The organism is Psychromonas sp. SR45-3 (assembly GCF_014163575.1).
Classification (GTDB): Bacteria; Pseudomonadota; Gammaproteobacteria; order Enterobacterales; family Psychromonadaceae; genus Psychromonas; species Psychromonas arctica.
The window spans coordinates 197306-217633 of sequence record NZ_JACJDP010000002.1; the positions used below are offsets into that span (position 1 = coordinate 197306).

A 20328-nucleotide genomic window follows, 5' to 3' on the forward strand; every position below is an offset into this window, starting at 1 on the left:
AATAGAAAAAGGCAGCCTAGGCTGCCTTTAAATGGGTGGGAACTGAGGAGAAAATGAGAGTAAAAACCTGTAAGATATTCACCCATTTTACTTGTAATGATAAATCGGATTAAAGTGGCGAGTGATTGCCTACATTAATAGCAATTATCAACTCACTTTATCCTTGTAGCAATGATAGTACGTTTTGCGTACTTGCATTAGCTTGCGAAAGCATTGCCGTGCCAGCTTGTTGCAATATTTGTGCTTTACTCATTTTTGATGTTTCTGCAGCAAAGTCAGCATCTTGAATTCGAGAGTTTGATGCAGACAAGTTTTGAGATACATTTTCTAAGTTCGAAATAGTAGAACCGAGTCGATTCTGAATCGCACCTAGACTCGCACGCGATTCTGATATTTGCTGTAGAGCACTATCTATCTTATCTAAACTTCGCACTGCTTTATCTGAAGTTGTTACGCTAAGACTTAAATCAGTAACTGCTGTGCCCCCCACTTCATTAACTCCGAGCTTAGTTAATGCAGCAGTTCTATCAGTTGTTGTATCCTTACCACTAGCAATAACGATATCTCCTCCATCTTCTGAAGTAAAAATAATTGTGTTTGCTGGCGCAGTACCAGGTGTCGCAGTTACACCTGTTTCATCTGTTAACTTATTAATCGCAGTGATTTGATCTGCAATTGTACCAGCTGCACTTGCAACTAGATCTACACCATTAATCGTTAGTTTATCAGTTTCTAGTATTGGTCCTGGAGTAATACCTTTACTGAGTACAGCATCTCCATTAGAGATAAGAAAACCAAATTTCTCTGTATTAGTAGGAACACCTGCTGCTGCAGTACTTAAACTACCTTGCCCAACTTCAATAGGTTCTCCACTTTGACTCGTTAACCCTAAATAACCTTCAAAGGTAGTGGCTTCCAAGCCTGCGCCTGTGAGTGATGCTGTAGCGCCAGCAATCTTAATTGATTCACCACTATCATTATTTAAAATAATGTTACCAGCATCCCCTACTGTTGCCGTTATGCCTTCAACATCGCGGTTAATGGTCTCCGCAAGATTTGCGATAGATGATGTAGCGCCTAATGTCACTGTATCACCCGTTCCAACCGTGAACTGTAACCCATTAGTTATACCTGTAGTGTCACTAGCAGAGGCTCCCTCAACCACATTATAAGCATCAGCAACAACTCCCGTGGAAGCTGTTTCTAAATTGATAACTCTTTCCATCTCTGCAGCACCACCAGTTGCTGTAATAGCGCCAATATCCACACCATTAATAGCAACAAGATCTTTTGATACCGCGCCTAATACAACTCGACCACCATTTAAATCACCTTTATTAACACCACCATCAAGACCAAGTGCCGCGGTTGTTACTGCTGCAATAGAAAAGGTTAAATTTTCACCTGAGTTAGCACCAATTTGCAATGTCGTCGATGGATTAGAACCATCTAACAAGTTAGTACCGTTAAATTGGGTAGTTTGTGAAATACGATCTAATTCAGTATAAAGTTGGTCAACTTCTTTTTGAATAGATAATTTATTATCTGCTGAATTTGTATCATTCGCTGCTTGTACTGATAGTTCACGCATACGTTGTAGGATATTAGTCATTTCATCCATCGAACCTTCAGCGGTTTGCGACATCGAAATACCGTCATTTGCATTACGAACTGCTTGATTAATACCACGAATTTGCGATTGCATACCTGTTGAAATAGCAAGCCCTGCCGCATCATCTTTTGCACTGTTGATACGTAAACCAGAAGATAAACGCTCCATTGCTTCATTTTGCGTTAGTTGACTTTTATTTAATTGACGTTGCGCATTTAGCGACATGATATTTGTATTAATTACCTGGGCCATAAATTACTCCTTTGTTCCTATCAATCCCTGAATCGGGAAAATCGGCAAGATTTGTTTATTTTGCCGTCAATTTTTACTCTCAAGGGTTATAAAGCGATTTTTATGCCAACTTTTATTTTTAATGTTTTACCGAGAAAAAGTGAAATAAATATATTTAATATTAACAACTTACAATTATAGTATTAAATTATTGATTATAAAGAGATGCTCGATTAAGCAAAGATATTCACAAAGTCAAAAAAAAGAGGCGGTGTATTGTTACCGCCACTAAAAAATGACGCGACTGCTGATACCAGCGAATAAGAGATTTTATTTTAAGATGTCCTTAGCACAAGGCACAGCGAGTAATCACTTTACGACAGGCCTATTGCAGCTAAAGTAGTGGATATTTAAGTCATTGGTACAGAGAAAGGTTTGCGTTAGTGAAATATTATCAAGCGAATTGAGCCGCTATAAAGTCCGCAATATTGACAATAAGTATTCAGGAGCAATAGCGGCCAACAATGATGGAGGGGTGAACTGAAGCAAAAAGATCTTAAATGGATCTTATATAGTGAGAATTGTAGCGGTTTTCGTACATAGTGAGTGAGTAGAGGCTAAATATAATTATAAGTTATTGATTAATAATAATCAGTTTGTATAAGGTGGCAATAATGTCCTTTTTATTCACTTATTATTTGAATCTAAGTATTTTATAATGGAACTAGGTTCAGGTAATGAGTAGTGACAATAACAAGTGTCAATTTATTGTAACCACTCAAGTTTACTAGATCTTAGAACACCAATTAGAAATAGACCCTGACCACGGAAACGGCCACACAACCTGGGCGACGCGTGCCTTGTATTTCCACAGAGATCTCTTTTTCGATCTCTAAACCACGTTTTATCGGTGATACTTTAATTAAGCGACTGTGCGCTCGGATCACACTGCCGGTTTTAACAGGGTAAGGAAAACGTACTTGATTAAGTCCGTAATTCACTGTCATTTTTGCATTAGGGTAAGCAGGACGACTGGCATCTACGCTATCGGTTAAATGAGGCAGTAACGATAACGTCAAAAAACCGTGAGCAATGGTGGTTTTAAAGGGGGATTCTTTTTCGGCACGTTCAACATCATTATGTAACCATTGATGATCTTCAGTCACATGTGCAAACTGATCCACACGATCTTGTGTGATCGTCAACCACTCACCTACATGAACTTCTTCACCGATTCTAGTTTGTAAACATAAAAACAATTCACGGGCTTCCGAAGAAACTTGAATCGGTTTTTGTGCAACTTTAACCGAGCGACCATTTTCTAATACTGAATATTCCTTTACCCATGACAGAAGTTGTTCACGATTTTGATGTGCATTCTTCAAGAATAATGAATAATAATCACGTATTGCTGGTGACATCCACTGTTTGAAATCAAATGCAATTTTTTGCATAAAATCTGCTTTGTATTTAGTAATATCAATTTTTTTCATAAAAAATGACGATCCCTTAACGGAGCTTAATTAACCTAGCGATGCATTAATTTCATTTAACACGGCAACAGGGTCTTCTGCTTGAGTAATCGGGCGTCCGATTACCAAATAATCCGATCCACTTTCAAGCGCTTGTTTTGGTGTTTTAATACGGCGTTGATCACCAGCATCGGAGCCTGCTGGTCGAATACCTGGCGTGATCAGCTTAAATGACTCCCCTAGCAAAGCTTTTAACTCCTGCGCTTCATGTGATGAACAAACCACGCCATCTAACCCAGATGATTTAGTTAATGTCGCTAAACGCTTTACTTGTTCTGCAGGTGTCAGGTCAATGCCTAACTCGGTGAGGTCATTTTGATCCATGCTAGTTAATACCGTCACGGCTATCAGTAATGGCGCTTTATCACCGTAAGGTTCTAAAATAGCTTTGGCCGCTTCCATCATACGACGACCGCCACTGGCATGTACGTTAACCATCCAAACCCCTAATTCAGCGGCAGCTTTCACTGCTTTTGCTACGGTGTTAGGAATATCATGAAACTTCAAATCTAGGAAAACATCAAAACCTTTAGCGACCACTAATTTTACAAATTCAGGACCAAAGTGAGTAAACATTTCTTTACCAATTTTTAAACGGCAAGTACTAGGATCTAGCTGCTCAATAAAAGCCAATGCTTGTTGCTTGTTGTCATAATCGAGTGCAATAACAACTTTAGGGTCGGTAAGCTGAGTCATTTTTATTCCTATATCAAACGTGTAATTAGTTACTTATAATGCGAGATTGTTAATTTACAGTGTGATCGTGTATCAAAGTGACCTGATTGTAAATGCACAATCGACTATTCGCCATCTAAACCACGGATCGGTTTAATGCGTCCCCAACTTTTACAAGATGGGCACTGCCAGAATAGTTTTTTAGTGGAATAGCCACATTTTTGACAGCGATATTGAGATCGAGTTTTAATTTGCTCACTCACCAAGGTATGTAGAAAGACTAAACTTTCTTTCTCATTATCTGATTGTGCTAAGCGTAAATGATAGGTCATTAAATGATTAAAACCTTTCATGGTCGGATTACGTCTTAGCTCTTGCAACATAAATGCTTGGGCTTCTTCAACGCTTTTAAATTCAGCAATCAAACTAGCTAGTAGGATAACCGCACTTGCGCCTCCCCCTAAACCCACAATATGGTACAAATAATCCATTAACGCTTGTTCTGTATGTAGCTCTTTGTGTAGGGCATATAACTTTTCTAATATTACTTCGGTAAAGTCGATATCTAACTCTGGTACACGTTGTAATACTTCTAAGGCTTTTTTCTGCTGTCGCTCTTGATCGTAATAATCGGCGATAGCGATACAAGCGCGTATACACTTAGGGTAAGTCACTAATGCTTTTTGATATAACTTGATGGCTTGCTTTTGTTGATCAGGTTTTTTCAATTGGTCCGCTAAGCTGCAATACAGGTAAGATAAGGTTCTTGGTTTGGCTTTATCTTGACCCATTTTATTTAACTGTTCGGTACAGTTAATCGCCTCTTGCCAATCTTTTAGTTGTTGGTAGATAAGTAATAGGTTTTCTAGCGCAACTTGTCTGTACTCAGGTGATTCCTTAAGTTGAATAAAGGTTTCTTCACTGCGGTCAAACAACCCCGATTGATAGAAGTCTTTACCCAATTGCAACATAGCAAGGTCGCGTTGCTCAAGTGTTAAGTTAGGACGTGCAATTAAGTTTTGATGAATACGGATCGCACGGTCGACTTCGCCATTTTGACGAAATAGATTGCCTAAAGCGAGGTGTGTTTCAATGGTTTCATCATCAACATCTAACAATGCAATAAAATGATCAACGGCTTTATCGGGTTGTTCATTTAATAAAAAATTTAACCCTTGAACATAATCACGGCTTAATTTATTACCTTTCTGCTGTTTTTTCTGATAAACGCTGCGCACGCCCATGTACCAACCATAAAAGGCAGCCACGGGCAGTAAGAGAAAGAAGACTTCTTGCACTAAGAATTAATCTTTTTCAATGTTGGCGCGTAAATCATTCAGCTCTCTACGTTGTTTAACGGTTAATTTACGTAGCTGACGAGCCTTCATTTTTAATGCTAAATAAAAGTAGCTAGCAATAAATATCGCCGTTGAAAAACCCACTGAAAAAACAATCGCTAATAATGTTGATAAGCGTAATTCATTTTGCGCAATGAGATAATTTAAGGTGACGAGCTGTTGGTTTTTTAAACCTATTACAATCACAATAATAAAAAACACCACTGTGATTAATATAGTTAGAAAGCGTTTCATACTGATACCCACACAAGAATAAGAAGTGATGAGTGTATTATAAATCAAGCAGGGAATAAATCATTGATATGATTCCTTTGCCATTATCCTCTAGGATATTGATCAGATTAATACTATTAGCGATGAAATGGCTGCAGAAGTGGACTTTAAAAAATATTGAAAGAAATGACGAAGGAATAATAGATAAAAAAATGGTGCTTTTCAGCACCATTTTTATTTAGGCATTTATTGCATTAACACGTTCTCTCAATGCTTTACCCGGTTTGAAGTGAGGAACATACTTCCCACCTAGTTCAACCTTGTCCCCTGTTTTAGGGTTACGGCCAATGCGTGGAGCACGATAATGTAAAGAAAAACTACCAAAGCCTCTGACTTCAATACGCTCGCCTGATGCAAGTGAATTGGTCATTAACATTAATGTTTCTTTAACACTATCTTCAACTTCTTTAACCGACAATTGAAAGTGTTTGCTGGTTAGCCTTTCGATCAAATCAGACTTAGTCATAACTTACCTCGTATTATGTGAATACAAATTAAAAAAGACACCAGTTAATGCTATTAAAGGTGGCTGTTACCAGCCACTTTTAATTATTTGCCTTTAGCAGCGTTAAACGCGTCAAGCATTGCATTACCCATGCTTGCTTCATCTTGTTGCTTCAAGCTATCGATAGCATCTTTCTCATCTGCTTCATCTTTAGCTTTGATAGACAAGCTAATTACGCGGTTTTTACGATCAACACCTACGTATTTAGCTTCAACAGGCTCACCAGCTTTTAATACTGTAGATGCATCTTCGATACGATCACGTGAGATATCTGCAACACGGATGTAACCTTCAACGCCTTCAGTAAGAGTAACTGTTGCACCCTTAGCATCAACTTCAGAAATAGTACCAGTAACAATAGTTCCTTTCTTGAATTCTGCTAAGTAATTGTTGAATGGGTCAGCAGCAATTTGTTTGATACCAAGAGAGATACGTTCGCGCTCTGGGTCAACTTGTAATACAACAGCTTCGATTTCGTCGCCTTTTTTGTAGTCAAGTACTGCTTTTTCGCCTTCAACTTCCCAGCTAATGTCAGAAAGGTGAACTAGACCGTCGATGTTGCCGTCAAGACCGATGAAGATACCGAAGTCAGTGATAGATTTAATCTTACCAGAAACTTTTTGTCCTTTATCGTGTGTTGAAGAGAACTCTTCCCACGGGTTAGCTTTACATTGTTTAAGGCCTAGAGAAATACGACGACGTTCTTCGTCGATGTCTAGAACCATAACTTCAGCCATATCGCCTAAGTTAACAACTTTAGATGGGTGGATGTTTTTATTAGTCCAATCCATTTCAGAAACGTGAACAAGACCTTCTACGCCTTCTTCAATTTCTACGAAACAACCGTAATCAGTTAAGTTTGTTACTTTACCAGTTAGACGAGTTGATTCAGGGTAACGCTTAGCGATTGCAACCCATGGATCTTCACCTAATTGCTTAAGACCTAGTGATACACGAGTACGCTCACGGTCAAACTTAAGGATTTTAACGTTGATTTCTTCACCAACAGTTACGATTTCGCTTGGGTGTTTAACACGTTTCCAAGCCATATCAGTGATATGTAGTAGGCCGTCTACGCCGCCTAAGTCTACGAATGCACCGTAGTCAGTAAGGTTCTTAACGATACCTTTAACTTCTTGACCTTCTTGAAGGTTCTCAAGAAGTTCATCACGTTCAACACTGTTTTCAGTTTCGATAACAGCACGACGAGATACAACAACATTGTTGCGTTTTTGGTCTAGCTTGATCACTTTGAATTCAATATCTTTGTTTTCAAGGTGAGCAGTGTCACGTACCGGACGTACGTCAACTAATGAACCAGGAAGGAAAGCACGGATACCGTTTAATTCAACAGTGAAACCACCTTTAACTTTACCGTTGATAACACCGATAACAGTTTCTTGGTCTTCGTACGCTTTCTCTAATTGGATCCAAGCTTCGTGACGTTTCGCTTTTTCGCGAGAAAGTTTAGTTTCACCGAAACCATCTTCTACAGCGTCTAGAGCTACATCACAAACATCGCCAACTTCAACTTCAATTTCGCCAGCAGCGTTCTTGAATTCTTCAACTGGGATAGCAGCTTCAGATTTAAGTCCAGCGTCAACGAATACTAAGTTGTTGCTAATACGTACGATTGTACCTTTAACAATTGTACCTGGGCGAGTTTCTACTTGTTGAAGAGATTCTTCAAATAGTTCAGCAAAAGATTCCATCATCTATTTATTCACACTTATTTTATACAACCACATACAATCCATTCGTACGGGAGGCAAGAGAGTTACCACTTCATCCATAAAGTAGTATTAGTAAACAACTGATTATTCAGTTGAAATTTTTAATTTAAGTTCAGTTAAGGTTAATATTTTGTCTACAACTTGATCAATCGTTAATGTCGTTGAGTCAATAACTAATGCATCATCAGCAGGTCGTAATGGAGCAACAGCTCGGTTACGATCACGATAATCACGCTCTTTAATCTCGCTTAAAATTTGCGCGATGCTAACATTAAAGCCCTTATCTTGCAACTGATTAAAACGGCGTTGGGCTCGCTCCTCGGCGCTTGCATCTAAGAATATCTTGACCTCAGCCTCCGGAAATACCACTGTGCCCATGTCTCGGCCATCGGCGATTAAACCAGGTTGCTGTAAGAATGCTTTTTGACGTGCCAGCAGGGCTGATCGTACCAGCTCAATAGAAGCGACCTCGGATGCAGCTTGTGCAACCACTTCAGTGCGTAACTTATCACCGACATTTTCAGCGCTTAATAAGGTATCTACACCGCTACCATTAGAGACAAATGAAACATCTAATGTTAATGCTAAATCCGCTAATCCTTGCGCGTCGTTTAATGCGACTTTTTGTTGTAATGCGGCGTAAGCTAAAATACGATAAAGCGCGCCACTGTCTAATAAATGCCATCCTAACTTTTTCGCTAGAATGTGACATACGGTACCTTTACCTGAACCACTTGGCCCATCAATGGTAATTAAATTTGCAACTGACATATCAACCCCGAGTCTTTGATTAAATTAGTTTTTCGTTTTATTTTTATATTTATATTGCTAGCATTTATGTGGTGCTTTTTTGGCTGTTTTGTAGCAGCAACTCATTTTAGTGTTTGAGCAAATGTTGACAGGAATAATGAAGCAATTCATTTTAACCAACAAACATCTGCTACAATTTAACGGCATGGCTATTAATCAATTTCATCTAAGAAATCATTCAGCTCTTGTTCTGTTTGTTTTTGTGAACGTTGTGATTTTTGCTGTTGCAGTTTAATAAACTCATCCGAGCTCGCTCCCTGCGAATAAAATTTAAAGGCTTCGTATTGTATATAAGCTTCTTTTACAAAAGTATAAGGATCTAGGGATTGATCGATTAACGCTTCTTGACCTAATAAACCTTCACGTACGTCTAAGCCATTTAATCCCCATACCACGCCTGATTGCCACAAGTTCAAATAACTCATAGGAAAGTACAAACCATCCACCACATTACCCACTAATATTCTGGTACTACGTGGCCCAATCACAGGCACCATAAGGTAAGGTCCGTGCGGCACAGACCAATGTCCTAATACATTGCCGAAACTTTCTCTACGACGTTCGATGCCACCGTATTTAGCAATATCAAATAAACCCAACAGGCCAAACGTTGAATTAAAAGTAAAACGAAAAAAAGCATTGGTGGCTTGTTTAAACTCTAACTGCAATAAGTTATTCACAATATTTGAAGGCTCGTCTAGATTAAGCACCATGTTATTAAGTGCAGTTCTGCCTCCGTCGGGCACCCAATCAACATAGGTTTCAGTAACCGGTCTGTAGATATAACCATCTAATACATAATAGTTAAAATCCCACACCAAGCGATTAACCGGTTCGATCGGGTCACTCATATAAGTTTCTTTGTCGCCCTGCACACTTTGCGCATACACAGTGCTGTTAGCCAAAAACAACAAAGAAAGTAGAAATGAACGTTTAAGCATATGCTGTACCTTGCGACAAATTAAGTAAGAGATAAATTATTGTAAGAAAAAATACCAATCACACTTATTTAATATAATTGGTATGACTTAAGTGCCCACTTTATTGAGGCTAAAAGTTAAGTCGTTTGAATAGCGAACAGATAACAGTATGCTTCGATACTGTTATCTGTTGATGTTAATTGTACCCATTCCGCTAAGTAGCTGATCATGTACTTAATGGAATGGAGTTTATTTTACACAATTATTAAAGTGCCAGTTATTAAAATGTCAGGTATTAAAGTTGGATTAATGTAAGCAATCAAGATTGTTGATTGATCTCGATGTTAACCGTCGCCTTCTGACCTGCTTTTATGACCTGACTTACTCCTGACCATTGTCCGTTGGTTTTATTCACGGTGCCATCAGCTGAAATACGTGCTTTTATAATAAACTGTTTATGGTCACTTAATTTAATACCTTGCATCATGGCATTAGCATCGGATAAAACAACCTTCACAGGAAATTCATTAACCGGTAACTTAACTGCGGCAATCGGCATAGCCGGACCATTCACAGCTTGTGCATAAACAAATAACGTACTGTTTTTAGTATAGCTAACTTGTTGTGCAACAGTAATATTAACTTGGTAAGCAGCACCTACTACAGCAGGCGAAGCTTGTGCCTCTGCCGTCGCTTGATTTGTGCTCAGTTGCTGCTCACTCTCAACACCCTCTGTTTGTGTTCCAGTAGTCGCTGCTTGCTGTGATAATTGTTGTTGCGCTAATTGCTGTTGCACTAATTGCTTTTTAGCATAATCAATACTGTTACTCAGCATGATCGCTTTTTCACTTTTAGGGTCAACTAAACCCAACATTTTTTGCCAACGCTCAACAGCTCCTGCAAAGTTTTCCTGTTGCAGTGCCATAAAGCCGTACATTGACCATGCATCATAATTATCAGGGTATCTTTGTAAGAAGTTTTTAAGCATTAAAGGTGCCGTTGCTTGAGAATACTCATCACCAATTTTCATTTTTAATTCGATGTATTCTAATTCTATCTCTGGCTTTTCTGGTGCAACGTCAACTGCCTTTTTAATGGCATCCAACGCTAATTCTTTATCCTTAAAAACACGGCCTAAACGGCTGTATAGCACCCAACCTTCAGCATCATTAGGTTGATTAGCTAAATGTGTGCGCAGCCCTAACATTAAGTCTTGTAATTCTTGCTCATTAGGTCGTGCATCATTTTCTTCGAATAATTTTTTATGTATTTCAGGATAGCGCTGTAACGTTTGTTGCCAGTTATTCACTTCTTGAAATGCACCTACTGACCAATACAAAGCAACCGTGGCTAAAACCAGAAATACAACCCCAGGTACCCAGATATGTTGTGCGTTATTTTGCTTACTTTGCTTACCTTCATCAATATCATCAAGCAGGTTGTATTGCAGTTCAGCAACCATTGCCTCTTTATCAACCACCACACCTTGGCTAAGGTCGTCTTCAACTTCTTTCAATCGAATATCGTAAAGCTCATGGTTAAGCTGATTACGGCGATCCTCATCTCGCCCCTGCTGTGCTTTATCACGTATAAAATGGGTTACCATCACCACACTAAATACCAGCAATAATAACAATGCGGCAATAACAAACTGTAAAATCATGATTTTGTATCCTTAGCATGCTGTTTTAATAGCTGCTGTAACTTTTGCTGTTCTTGGTCATCTAAGTTATTTGCTTTGGCTGGTTGTTTTTTAATTTGTCTAATTAACACCAATAAGCCAAATATAATAAACAACAGTGGGCCTAACCAAAGAAATATTGTCGCTGGCGTAACTGGCGGATCATAACGCACAAAATTACCAAATCGCGCTACCATATAGTCCACAACTTGATCTTTGCTTTTCCCTTGTTTCACTAACTCATAGGTTTTATTGCGTAAATCTTTTGCTAACTCAGCATTGGAATCAGCAATGTTTTGATTTTGACACTTAGGACAACGTAACAATTTAGTTAATTCATGAAAGGTTTTTTCTTGCTGCGCATTTTCAAACTCAAAGGTATCAATAGCTGCTTGACTGGCTTGCGCGAATAAGATCATGCAGGCAGCGAGCAACAAAGGCAGTAATTTGTTTACTTTATTTAATTGAATCATTGCATATCCTCATAAATAGCCAGCAGTTTATCATTCCAAACTTTATCGTTTAAATCGCCCACATGACGATATTGAATGATGCCATTGCTATCGATAAAAAAGGTTTCAGGTGCGCCATAAACGCCCAAGTCCATGCCTAACATGCCACTTTTATCAAACAGGCTTATTTTGTAAGGGTCATTTAAGTCTTTTAACCAACGAATCGCTTTTTTACGGTCATCTTTATAATTCATCCCGACAATATACAATCCTTGTTTGGCTAATTTATTAAGATAGGTGTGCTCCGCATAACAAGTAGGGCACCATGTAGCCCAGACATTAAGCAACATTTTCTGACCTTTGAAGATACTCGCATCATATTGCTTATCTGCATCATAGATATCTTGCAACGTAAACTCAGGTACAGCTTGCCCGATTAAAGCAGAGTCCAATTTACTGGGGTCACTACCTTTTAATAACGGTGTTGCTAAAAAAATAGCGCCAATGATAAATATAATAAAGGGCACTAATAAGGTTAATACACGACGTTTATTAAGCATCGGAGCCTCCTAAAGGTGCTGGTTTATTTTCACTATTTTCAATGTTGTCTTTTTTACTACGGTAACGACGGTCACAGAGCATTAACAAACCACCGAATGCCATCAACAATGGGCCTAACCAGATCCAACGGATAAAAGGTTTATAATAGATACGTACAGCCCATGCGCCATCGGGTAACTGTTCTCCCATGGCGATATATAAATCACGCGTGAAACCTGCATTAATTGCGGCTTCTGTCATAGGCATACGCTGCACCGTATAAATGCGTTTTTCCGCTTCCATCACTGCAATCGCTTGTTGATCTTTTTTCACCGTAAATACACCCATAGTGGCAGTATAGTTTTGCCCATTATGTGGTTTAACTTGATCAAAATGAAAATCATAATGCTCAAAGGCAATATGCTCACCCACGGCTAATTTGACATCTTTTTCGATTGAATAATTTTGTGTCATGGTAATACCGATAATCATCACCGCTAAACCAAAATGCCCAAAACTCATCGCCCAATGACTATTACCTAACTTCATCACCCCTTTACTAAAGCGATGACGATGTGTTGAACGCAGGTAAATTTCATAGATCACACCAACGATGATCCAGAATCCTAAAAACGTCCCCATTACTGCTAACCAAGTTAATGAAGGCGCAAATGTAAATAGGAATATAACGGTCGATAACGCACTTAGAATAAGGATCATCGTTAACGGCTTTTTCAGATCATTAAGTTGCTGACGTTTCCAACGGAATAATGAACCGACACCCACAAATAAAGCAAAAGGCACAATAAGAATAGTGAACATACGATTAAAGAAAGGTTCGCCGATAGAGATACTACCAAGGCCAATTTCTTTATGTACTAAAGGTAACAAGGTACCTAATAACACTACAATTAAAGCTGCGATTAATAGGATGTTGTTAATCAACAGCACACTTTCACGTGAGACTAACTGGTAACGACCACGACTTTTCACTTTTGATGCTTGAATTGCATACAATAATAACGAGCCGCCAATCACTAACACTAAGAAACCTAAGATAAATAGTCCACGTGTTGGATCACTAGCAAAAGCATGCACCGACACCAAAACACCAGAGCGTACTAAAAATGTGCCTAATAAACTTAAAGAGAACGCACTTAAAGCTAATAACACTGTCCATGATTTGAACACACCACGTTTCTCACTGACCGCGAGAGAATGGATCAAGGCTGTACCGGCTAACCATGGCATAAATGATGCGTTTTCTACTGGATCCCAAAACCACCAGCCGCCCCAACCTAGTTCGTAATAAGCCCACCAGCTGCCTAATGCGATACCAACGGTTAAAAACATCCACGCAGCCATCGTCCAAGGACGAGACCATTTAGCCCAAGCACTATCTAAGCGCCCTTCTAACAAAGCGGCAATAGCAAAAGCAAAAGCAACAGAAAACCCCACGTACCCCATATAAAGCATAGGTGGATGTATGACTAAGCCAAAGTCCTGTAATAAGGGATTTAAATCACGGCCATCGATAGGGAAATAAGGCAAGGTTCGGTCAAAAGGATTCGAGGTTAAAATAACAAACAAATAAAAACCAAAGGCTAATAAACCTAATACCGCTAACACTCGCGCCACCGACTCAATCGGCAAGCGTTTACTCATTAAAGCAACCGCAATGCTCCAAGTCGATAGTAAAAAGACCCACAGTAATAAAGAGCCTTCATGTGCGCCCCACACAGCAGATAAACGGTAATACCAAGGTAATGCGGAATTAGAGTTAGTCGCAATATAACCAATGGTAAAATCATTGATTAAAAAAGAGTAACTTAAAATAACAAAGGAAGTAGCGACGGCCACAAATTGTAAAATAGTAAATATTTTAGCACTACGAATAGCGCCTTGATGCCCCGTATGAACACCGTAAAGTGGATACACAGTTTGTAGCAATGACAGTATACATGCCAAGATTAAAGAAAATTGGCCAATTTCAGGAAGCATTAATCTAACCCTTTAGTTTGATTGTTGTGTTTTTAAATGATCCATACCCTTCAGCGCATCAGCAACTTCTGGTGGCATGTATTCCTCATCGTGCTTAGCTAAGACTTCAAAAGCATCAATAGCATTACGTGATTTTAACACTCCCTGTGCCACGATCCCCTGACCTTCACGGAAAAGATCCGGTAAAATACCATCAAAATAAACAGTGACTTGACCTGCTTTATTATCAATCAGATCAAAACTCACTTTCAAGCTTTCTGGATCACGTTGTACAGAACCATTTAAAACCATACCACCAACGCGTAAGCGCTGGCCGACTTCTGGTTTTATACCTGTTTCGTTTTTACCATTAATGATTTCATCGGGTGTATAAAACAGATCAATATTTTGCTGTAGTGCAAATAACGTCAAACCAATTGCGACAGACAACCCGACAATTAATGAAGAGGTGATTAATAAGCGCTTTTTACGTCTTGGATTCATAGGGTGCCTTCTCTATTTTCAGCTGCTTTAATACGTTGTTCACGCAGTAGGCGTTGTTCAACATGCTTGAATATTTTTTTACGCTTGGCCACTGTGCTGATAACTAACAACAAAACACTGAATAGTGACACGCCATAAGCTAACCAAACATAAAAACTATAACCGCCCATGGCGATAAAGTCGGACCAGGATGCAAATGCCATATTAACCTCGTTTATTAACTGAAGAACTGGATTGTTGTACTAATGCGATCACCCATGGGCGATGACTTTCTCTTTGCAAGATTTCGTTACGAAAACGGTATAACACCATAAACCCTAAAAAAGCGGCAAAGCTGACAATCATGATCAATAGTGGAATTAACATGTCGGTTGCCATCGAAGGCTGATCAAACTTAGTGATAGTTGCCCCTTGATGCAAGGTATTCCACCAGACCACCGAGAAATGAATAATAGGTAAATTAATCACGCCAACCAAGGTTAAAATAGAGGCTGCACGCCCAGCTAATACTTTGTCTGAAAAAGCGTTGTATAAAGCAATAATGCCTAGATATACAAATAATAAAATCAACTCTGAAGTTAATCGTGCATCCCAAACCCACCAAGCACCCCACATCGGTTTACCCCATGCAGCACCAGTAAATAAAGCGATAAAAGTATAAACAGCGCCAATCGGAGCGGTCGCTGCAACAGTCATTTCGGCTAAACGAATTTGCCATACTAAGCCAATAAAAGCGGCAATCGCCATCGTCGAGTATGCGCCCATCGCCATCATCGCAGCGGGTACATGTATGTAGATAATTCTAAAGCTATCACCCTGTTGATAATCTGCTGGTGCAAATGCCAAGCCCCAAATCATACCCACTATAAAAGTAGGCAATGCAACGGCCAAAAACCACGGCATTAACTTACCTGATAATGCATAACTTTTTTCCGCTTTTGCATAGGGGTGTAACCATTTCCACATAATCGAATCTCTATATTGATCTTTACATTAATAAAAAAGTTTAAATAATACCTGATATTGAGTTATCAGTATTGATCATTAACAAACACAACAGTCTATACGCTGACACTTAGCAAATAGATTAACTAACGCTAACCCTTAATGAAGCAGCAATAGCAAAAGGAGCTAATGTCATTGCTGCAACTAACATGGCACCTAATAACGCTAATAAACCAATATACGATTGCCCAAATGTTGCAGCATCAATCGCCATCGTTGAAAAAATTAAAATAGGAATACTCAAAGGCAGCATAATCAAACTTAACAACACACCGCCTTTGCGTAAGCCAATAGTTAACGCAACGCCAATTGAACCCAGTAAACTCAAAATTGGCGTGCCGATCAGCAAGGTTAAAAACAACGCCCAGAAAGTATTTTCCTGTAGTGATAAAAACACTGCCAATAAAGGAGAAACTAATAAGATCGGCAACCCGGTTAGTAGCCAGTGTGCAAACACTTTGGCACTGACTAACCAGGTTAAAGGTTGTGGTGCTAACATCATTTGCTCTAGAGAACCGTCAATGAAATCATCTTTAAATAAACGCTCAAAGGATAGTAACGCAGCTAGCAAGGCTGCAACCCAGATAATCCCAGGTGCAATACGAGCTAATAAAGCCGGGTCGGTGCCAATCCCTAGTGGAAATAACGTAACCACAATAACAAAAAACCAAATCGGATTTAAAATATCACTTTGTTGGCGGAAAGCCCCTAATAATTCTTTACGTACAATCTGCAAAAAAGCATTAAACATATTGCTCTCCTGCCGCTGGCTTTTGTAAGGTTAATTTCTTATATAATTGTGGTGGTAACAATAAATCTTGGTGAGTCGTTAATATCACCATGCCACCCTTTTCAGCATGTTTAATTAATAATTTTTCAATCACTTGTACGCCATTTTTATCGATTGCCGTAAACGGTTCATCTAAAATCCATAACGGGCAATCACTAAACCACATTCTGGCTAATGCCACACGACGCTGCTGACCGGCTGATAGTTGTGCCGTTGGTACATTCTCATATCCCGCTAAACCTACTAAGGTCAAAATTTCCCATGCATCGAATTTAACCTTGGGATTAAATAAGTGATGGAAATAATGTAGATTTTCAAGTGCGGTTAATTCAGGTTTCACGCCCGACTTATGACCGAGATAAAGTATATTTTGATAATAATAATCACGATCTAACATTATATTTTGCTGTTGCCAGTGCACTTCTCCTGCATAGGGAGTCGATAACCCCACCAGTAAACGGAATAAGCTGGTTTTTCCCACGCCATTAGGTCCCTCGACCTGTAATATTTCGCCGGGAGCTAGGGTAAAATTTAGATTATTGAACAAAACTCGCTCTTCACGCACACAAGTTAAGTTTTTACACTGAAACATTCTAACTTACCCTTATAGCAATCTTAATAATTAAGTGATCTGCCTTATTTAGCTGCATTTCTTGTTTTTCTGTATCGCCTTATCAAACTAACCTTGCTTACATAGCTGTCTTACATATTTGCTATAACATTCATCGCGATAACATAATGAATTTCATTATTTTTACTTTAACAATAATGCGCTCAAGAGTATGACCAAAAAGTGATACTTTAAAAAGTACAATCGTCATAATATGCCATTTAATGTCATATTAAAATGTTAGCGGATCCTAACATAGAAAAAGCAGCCGAGTAACTATCGGAGATCAGGTAAAATAAGAAAAAATGGGGAAGTTAAGATGAATAATCTATTATTATAAGAATGGAGGGTATTCACCTCTTTTTTAGTCCCTATATAGCTTAATGATATATAAGTTAATGATATGTAGATTAATGAATTGATGGGTGACAGTATTGAAATGTGTCAGTATTGATTGAAAAACAAAAAGTAATGACGTTATGTTGCGACTCAACCCCACTCTCAGCGTCAATAAATAATCATCAAGACTTTTAACTTCAACTCAGAACAGGCGGCACTGGCATTTTGAGTTTCATTAAGGTAGTGCGCCTGTGCTTTTATTATGACTAGCAATGTTTCCCTTATGACTAACAATGCTTATGTCGTTAAAATTATGTTGCTCAACTTAATTGGCCCAAGTTATTTGCGGTGTAGATTAACTAACAACTCAGCTTCAGCTCGAGGCAATTCACAATCTGTCATTAACTCTTCAACACTTGCTCCAAGCTCAACCATTTTCATGGCTCGTGTATAAAGCCTATTTTCAGGTGCAGAAGCCACTAAGTTAACTTGGTTTTCTTGGGTTTTTCTCACCACTACATCTAACTGCTGCAGCTTCCTCCCCATTCCTACCGCACCAGAATGAATCTCTATAAATTGTTTTTTATGGGCTTCTTGCTGTGCAAGTAAAGACTTCACTAATACTTCTAAAGAGTGCGTTTTTTTACTCATTTTTTTAAATAAAAAAAGCATAGTAATAAAAAAAATAATGGCTAACAAAAGTGCTAGCCAAGGAATATATTGTAAAAACATGTGTTACTCGATACAGGTCATTAAAGTAGGTTTAACTCGTCCCACTCATCATCACTGAGTAATTTGTTTAAATCAACTAAAATTAACAAACCATTGTCGCGGTTACAAACTCCTTGAATAAATTGAGAGCTTTCTTCAGTACCAACATGAGGAGCTGGTTCCATCTCTGATTTTTTCAAATAAACGACTTCAGCAACACTGTCTACTAAAATACCAATCACTTGCTTTTCTGCTTCAATAATAACAATACGGCTATTATCAGTGATCTCTGCAGGCATTAACCCAAAGCGAGAGCGAGTATCAATAACAGTAACCACATTACCGCGCAAGTTGATAATCCCTACTACATAATCGGGGGCCCCCGGCACTGCTGCAATTTCGCTGTAACGCAAAATTTCTTGCACCTGCATTACATTGATACCATATGTTTCGTTGTCTAAAAGAAACGTTACACGTTGAAAAATTTCATCTTCTGATGATTTATCAGACATTTTAGATTCTATATTCATTTTGCCTCTGCTTAAATGTTATTAATTTTAATTTAGTTTAGTAGCAAATATTTAAATTTCCATGCTAACCTAGCCTCGAATGTCCATTCCTTGATTCAATAGCTTAATTAATTCTTGTACATGGATCAAAGCGCACATTTTATTCTTCACCATACCCGCTAACCAAGGACGAGATCCTTTTTTATCGCGCCACCTCACTTGATCTTTGTTAAGATTTTCAGTGCCTAATAACTTCTCACAGGATAATCCCCAAGCGGTACTACCCAATAGAATATAATGACTATACTTAAGATCCTTAGCGCTGCAACCAAGCTGCAACCATAATGATGTATCGACGATATTATAGAGTTTATTATTATGTTTTGTGACACCAGAAAACCAAGCAGGTTTACCCATCAAAAAATTAAGTTCTTTATCAAGGTGATAGATACCACCTAAATCAGTTAAAGGCACTGCAAACGTAACATGATTAAGCTCAAAAAATAATGCTTGAAACTCATTATCTACGTCAATATTTTTCCATTCATCCGCAGCTGCGGGTTGTTTTTGTATCACAGCTTCTTCTGATACTTGTAAATCCAGTTGCTCTTTAGTACTTGCATGTGAAAACACTAATTCTTCAGGTAATCCTGGTAACTCTGCAAATTCAGTCGAGGCCTTTTTTTCTAATTTATCTGATTTTTCTGGGGCTGGCGTCGTTTTTTCATTATGAAGCATAGAATCAAAATAGTTTTTCATGGCTTCGTCATTGTTGTTTTTCATTTAGTTATGCTCAGTTTGTAGCAAGTAATTTAATAAAGTTTCATAAGCAAAAGAACCGCGGCTACTTTTTATAAAATGTGAAATAGGCAAGTGAGCTAAACTTGCATCCCTAAATTTAGTATCAATAGGAATAACACCATTCCATACTTTATCTTGATAGGTCTTTTTTAGTTCATCTAAAGTTTTGATTGAAGCACTGGTACGCCTGTCAAACATAGTAGGGATAATGCAATAGTTAAAATCTTTGCCTCTCGACTGCTGCATGATGCCTAAGGTTTGTACCATACGTTGTAGTCCTTTCGATGCTAAGAACTCAGTTTGTACAGGGATCAAGATCCGTTCACACGCCGCTAATGCATTGACCATCATCACACCTAATACCGGCGGGCAGTCAATAAGCACAAAATCGTAATCATCTTCGACTAATTTAAGCTGTTTATAGAGAAATAGTCCCATACCTTGTTGGTTTCCCAATACACGATCTAAGGTGGCTAACGACATTGATGCTGGAATTAAGGATAAATTATCAATTGCTGTAGGCAATATTAATTTTTCTAATTCCGCCTTGGTAGTCGCGGGATCTTGAAACAAATCATATAAACTTACCGGTAATTGGTCTGAATCATATTGTAAGTAACTGGTTAATGATGCATGTGGATCCGTATCAATCAATAAAACACGAAATCCACGATCCACCAAGATCCCTGCAAGGGATGTGACGGTTGTGGTTTTTCCGACCCCACCTTTTTGATTTGCAATCGTCCAAACTTTCACC

22 protein-coding genes are annotated in these 20328 nt (G+C 38.6%); all 22 read right to left on the bottom strand.

What is annotated here, in order from left to right:
• Positions 1–157 precede the first annotated feature (157 nt).
• A complete protein-coding gene (locus H5084_RS19895) occupies positions 158–1864 on the bottom strand; it encodes a flagellin (protein ID WP_182689400.1) in 1707 nt (568 codons plus the stop codon).
• A gap of 785 nt (positions 1865–2649) precedes the next feature.
• On the bottom strand, positions 2650–3336 hold the full coding sequence (locus H5084_RS02195) for a MaoC family dehydratase (protein ID WP_028867442.1): 687 nt from the start codon (positions 3334–3336) through the stop codon (positions 2650–2652).
• 30 nt (positions 3337–3366) lie between these two features.
• The gene (gene pyrF, locus H5084_RS02200) at positions 3367–4071 is read right to left on the bottom strand and encodes an orotidine-5'-phosphate decarboxylase (protein WP_182689401.1); all 705 of its coding nucleotides are present in this window, start codon (positions 4069–4071) and stop codon (positions 3367–3369) included.
• 104 nt (positions 4072–4175) lie between these two features.
• On the bottom strand, positions 4176–5348 hold the full coding sequence (lapB, locus tag H5084_RS02205; RefSeq protein WP_182689402.1) for a lipopolysaccharide assembly protein LapB: 1173 nt from the start codon (positions 5346–5348) through the stop codon (positions 4176–4178).
• Positions 5349–5354: 6 nt separating this feature from the next.
• A complete protein-coding gene (locus tag H5084_RS02210; RefSeq protein WP_028867439.1) occupies positions 5355–5642 on the bottom strand; it encodes a LapA family protein in 288 nt (95 codons plus the stop codon).
• Between the two features lie 217 nt (positions 5643–5859).
• Complete coding sequence (gene ihfB, locus H5084_RS02215) at positions 5860–6147, bottom strand: integration host factor subunit beta (protein WP_028867438.1); 288 nt, start codon at positions 6145–6147, stop codon at positions 5860–5862.
• Between the two features lie 83 nt (positions 6148–6230).
• A complete protein-coding gene (gene rpsA / locus H5084_RS02220) occupies positions 6231–7901 on the bottom strand; it encodes a 30S ribosomal protein S1 (protein ID WP_028867437.1) in 1671 nt (556 codons plus the stop codon).
• A gap of 102 nt (positions 7902–8003) precedes the next feature.
• The gene (gene cmk, locus H5084_RS02225; protein WP_182689403.1) at positions 8004–8690 is read right to left on the bottom strand and encodes a (d)CMP kinase; all 687 of its coding nucleotides are present in this window, start codon (positions 8688–8690) and stop codon (positions 8004–8006) included.
• Positions 8691–8881: 191 nt separating this feature from the next.
• A complete protein-coding gene (locus H5084_RS02230; protein WP_028867435.1) occupies positions 8882–9670 on the bottom strand; it encodes a VacJ family lipoprotein in 789 nt (262 codons plus the stop codon).
• Between the two features lie 298 nt (positions 9671–9968).
• Positions 9969–11312 carry a c-type cytochrome biogenesis protein CcmI gene (gene ccmI, locus H5084_RS02235; RefSeq protein ID WP_182689404.1) on the bottom strand — a complete coding sequence of 448 codons (1344 nt, stop codon included), beginning with the start codon at positions 11310–11312 and terminating at the stop codon, positions 9969–9971.
• The gene (locus H5084_RS02240) at positions 11309–11803 is read right to left on the bottom strand and encodes a cytochrome c-type biogenesis protein (protein WP_182689405.1); all 495 of its coding nucleotides are present in this window, start codon (positions 11801–11803) and stop codon (positions 11309–11311) included. Before H5084_RS02240 ends, ccmI begins: the two co-directional genes overlap by 4 nt.
• The gene (locus H5084_RS02245; protein ID WP_182689406.1) at positions 11800–12342 is read right to left on the bottom strand and encodes a DsbE family thiol:disulfide interchange protein; all 543 of its coding nucleotides are present in this window, start codon (positions 12340–12342) and stop codon (positions 11800–11802) included. Before H5084_RS02245 ends, H5084_RS02240 begins: the two co-directional genes overlap by 4 nt.
• Positions 12335–14323: a heme lyase CcmF/NrfE family subunit gene (locus H5084_RS02250; protein WP_182689407.1), complete on the bottom strand. Its 1989-nt coding sequence runs from the start codon at positions 14321–14323 to the stop codon at positions 12335–12337. Before H5084_RS02250 ends, H5084_RS02245 begins: the two co-directional genes overlap by 8 nt.
• 12 nt (positions 14324–14335) lie before the next feature.
• Positions 14336–14806, bottom strand: coding sequence for a cytochrome c maturation protein CcmE (gene ccmE / locus H5084_RS02255; RefSeq protein ID WP_028867431.1), 471 nt, complete (start codon positions 14804–14806; stop codon positions 14336–14338).
• The gene (gene ccmD, locus H5084_RS02260; RefSeq protein WP_028867430.1) at positions 14803–15009 is read right to left on the bottom strand and encodes a heme exporter protein CcmD; all 207 of its coding nucleotides are present in this window, start codon (positions 15007–15009) and stop codon (positions 14803–14805) included. Before ccmD ends, ccmE begins: the two co-directional genes overlap by 4 nt.
• A gap of 1 nt (position 15010) precedes the next feature.
• A complete protein-coding gene (locus H5084_RS02265) occupies positions 15011–15772 on the bottom strand; it encodes a heme ABC transporter permease (protein WP_182689408.1) in 762 nt (253 codons plus the stop codon).
• Positions 15773–15893: 121 nt separating this feature from the next.
• Positions 15894–16562 (bottom strand): heme exporter protein CcmB, encoded by a 669-nt coding sequence (gene ccmB, locus H5084_RS02270; protein ID WP_028867428.1) that lies wholly within the window; start codon positions 16560–16562, stop codon positions 15894–15896.
• Positions 16555–17193: a cytochrome c biogenesis heme-transporting ATPase CcmA gene (ccmA, locus tag H5084_RS02275; protein WP_182689409.1), complete on the bottom strand. Its 639-nt coding sequence runs from the start codon at positions 17191–17193 to the stop codon at positions 16555–16557. The genes ccmB and ccmA overlap by 8 nt, the downstream gene beginning before the upstream one ends.
• A 696-nt stretch (positions 17194–17889) precedes the next feature.
• Positions 17890–18282: a DUF2802 domain-containing protein gene (locus tag H5084_RS02280; RefSeq protein WP_182689410.1), complete on the bottom strand. Its 393-nt coding sequence runs from the start codon at positions 18280–18282 to the stop codon at positions 17890–17892.
• A gap of 20 nt (positions 18283–18302) precedes the next feature.
• A complete protein-coding gene (locus H5084_RS02285; protein WP_028867425.1) occupies positions 18303–18791 on the bottom strand; it encodes a chemotaxis protein CheW in 489 nt (162 codons plus the stop codon).
• Between the two features lie 69 nt (positions 18792–18860).
• Positions 18861–19553, bottom strand: a complete 693-nt coding sequence (locus H5084_RS02290) for a chemotaxis protein CheW (protein ID WP_182689411.1) — start codon at positions 19551–19553, stop codon at positions 18861–18863.
• Positions 19554–20327, bottom strand: coding sequence for a ParA family protein (locus H5084_RS02295; RefSeq protein ID WP_028867423.1), 774 nt, complete (start codon positions 20325–20327; stop codon positions 19554–19556).
• Position 20328: the final 1 nt, after the last annotated feature.

Bases quoted from the DNA above. Each gene is read 5' to 3' on its own strand.
- H5084_RS02240 (WP_182689405.1), bottom strand. From the start codon at position 11,803: ATGATTCAATTAAATAAAGTAAACAAATTACTGCCTTTGTTGCTCGCT.
- H5084_RS02280 (WP_182689410.1), bottom strand. From the start codon at position 18,282: ATGTTTTTACAATATATTCCTTGGCTAGCACTTTTGTTAGCCATTATT.
- rpsA (WP_028867437.1), bottom strand. From the start codon at position 7,901: ATGATGGAATCTTTTGCTGAACTATTTGAAGAATCTCTTCAACAAGTA.
- ccmE (WP_028867431.1), bottom strand. From the start codon at position 14,806: ATGAATCCAAGACGTAAAAAGCGCTTATTAATCACCTCTTCATTAATT.
- H5084_RS02210 (WP_028867439.1), bottom strand. From the start codon at position 5,642: ATGAAACGCTTTCTAACTATATTAATCACAGTGGTGTTTTTTATTATT.
- ccmD (WP_028867430.1), bottom strand. From the start codon at position 15,009: ATGGCATTTGCATCCTGGTCCGACTTTATCGCCATGGGCGGTTATAGT.
- ccmB (WP_028867428.1), bottom strand. From the start codon at position 16,562: ATGTTTAATGCTTTTTTGCAGATTGTACGTAAAGAATTATTAGGGGCT.
- H5084_RS02245 (WP_182689406.1), bottom strand. From the start codon at position 12,342: ATGCTTAATAAACGTCGTGTATTAACCTTATTAGTGCCCTTTATTATA.
- ihfB (WP_028867438.1), bottom strand. From the start codon at position 6,147: ATGACTAAGTCTGATTTGATCGAAAGGCTAACCAGCAAACACTTTCAA.
- H5084_RS02285 (WP_028867425.1), bottom strand. From the start codon at position 18,791: ATGAATATAGAATCTAAAATGTCTGATAAATCATCAGAAGATGAAATT.
- ccmA (WP_182689409.1), bottom strand. From the start codon at position 17,193: ATGTTTCAGTGTAAAAACTTAACTTGTGTGCGTGAAGAGCGAGTTTTG.
- H5084_RS02230 (WP_028867435.1), bottom strand. From the start codon at position 9,670: ATGCTTAAACGTTCATTTCTACTTTCTTTGTTGTTTTTGGCTAACAGC.
- pyrF (WP_182689401.1), bottom strand. From the start codon at position 4,071: ATGACTCAGCTTACCGACCCTAAAGTTGTTATTGCACTCGATTATGAC.
- H5084_RS19895 (WP_182689400.1), bottom strand. From the start codon at position 1,864: ATGGCCCAGGTAATTAATACAAATATCATGTCGCTAAATGCGCAACGT.
- cmk (WP_182689403.1), bottom strand. From the start codon at position 8,690: ATGTCAGTTGCAAATTTAATTACCATTGATGGGCCAAGTGGTTCAGGT.
- H5084_RS02265 (WP_182689408.1), bottom strand. From the start codon at position 15,772: ATGTGGAAATGGTTACACCCCTATGCAAAAGCGGAAAAAAGTTATGCA.
- H5084_RS02195 (WP_028867442.1), bottom strand. From the start codon at position 3,336: ATGAAAAAAATTGATATTACTAAATACAAAGCAGATTTTATGCAAAAA.
- H5084_RS02290 (WP_182689411.1), bottom strand. From the start codon at position 19,553: ATGAAAAACAACAATGACGAAGCCATGAAAAACTATTTTGATTCTATG.
- H5084_RS02250 (WP_182689407.1), bottom strand. From the start codon at position 14,323: ATGCTTCCTGAAATTGGCCAATTTTCTTTAATCTTGGCATGTATACTG.
- ccmI (WP_182689404.1), bottom strand. From the start codon at position 11,312: ATGATTTTACAGTTTGTTATTGCCGCATTGTTATTATTGCTGGTATTT.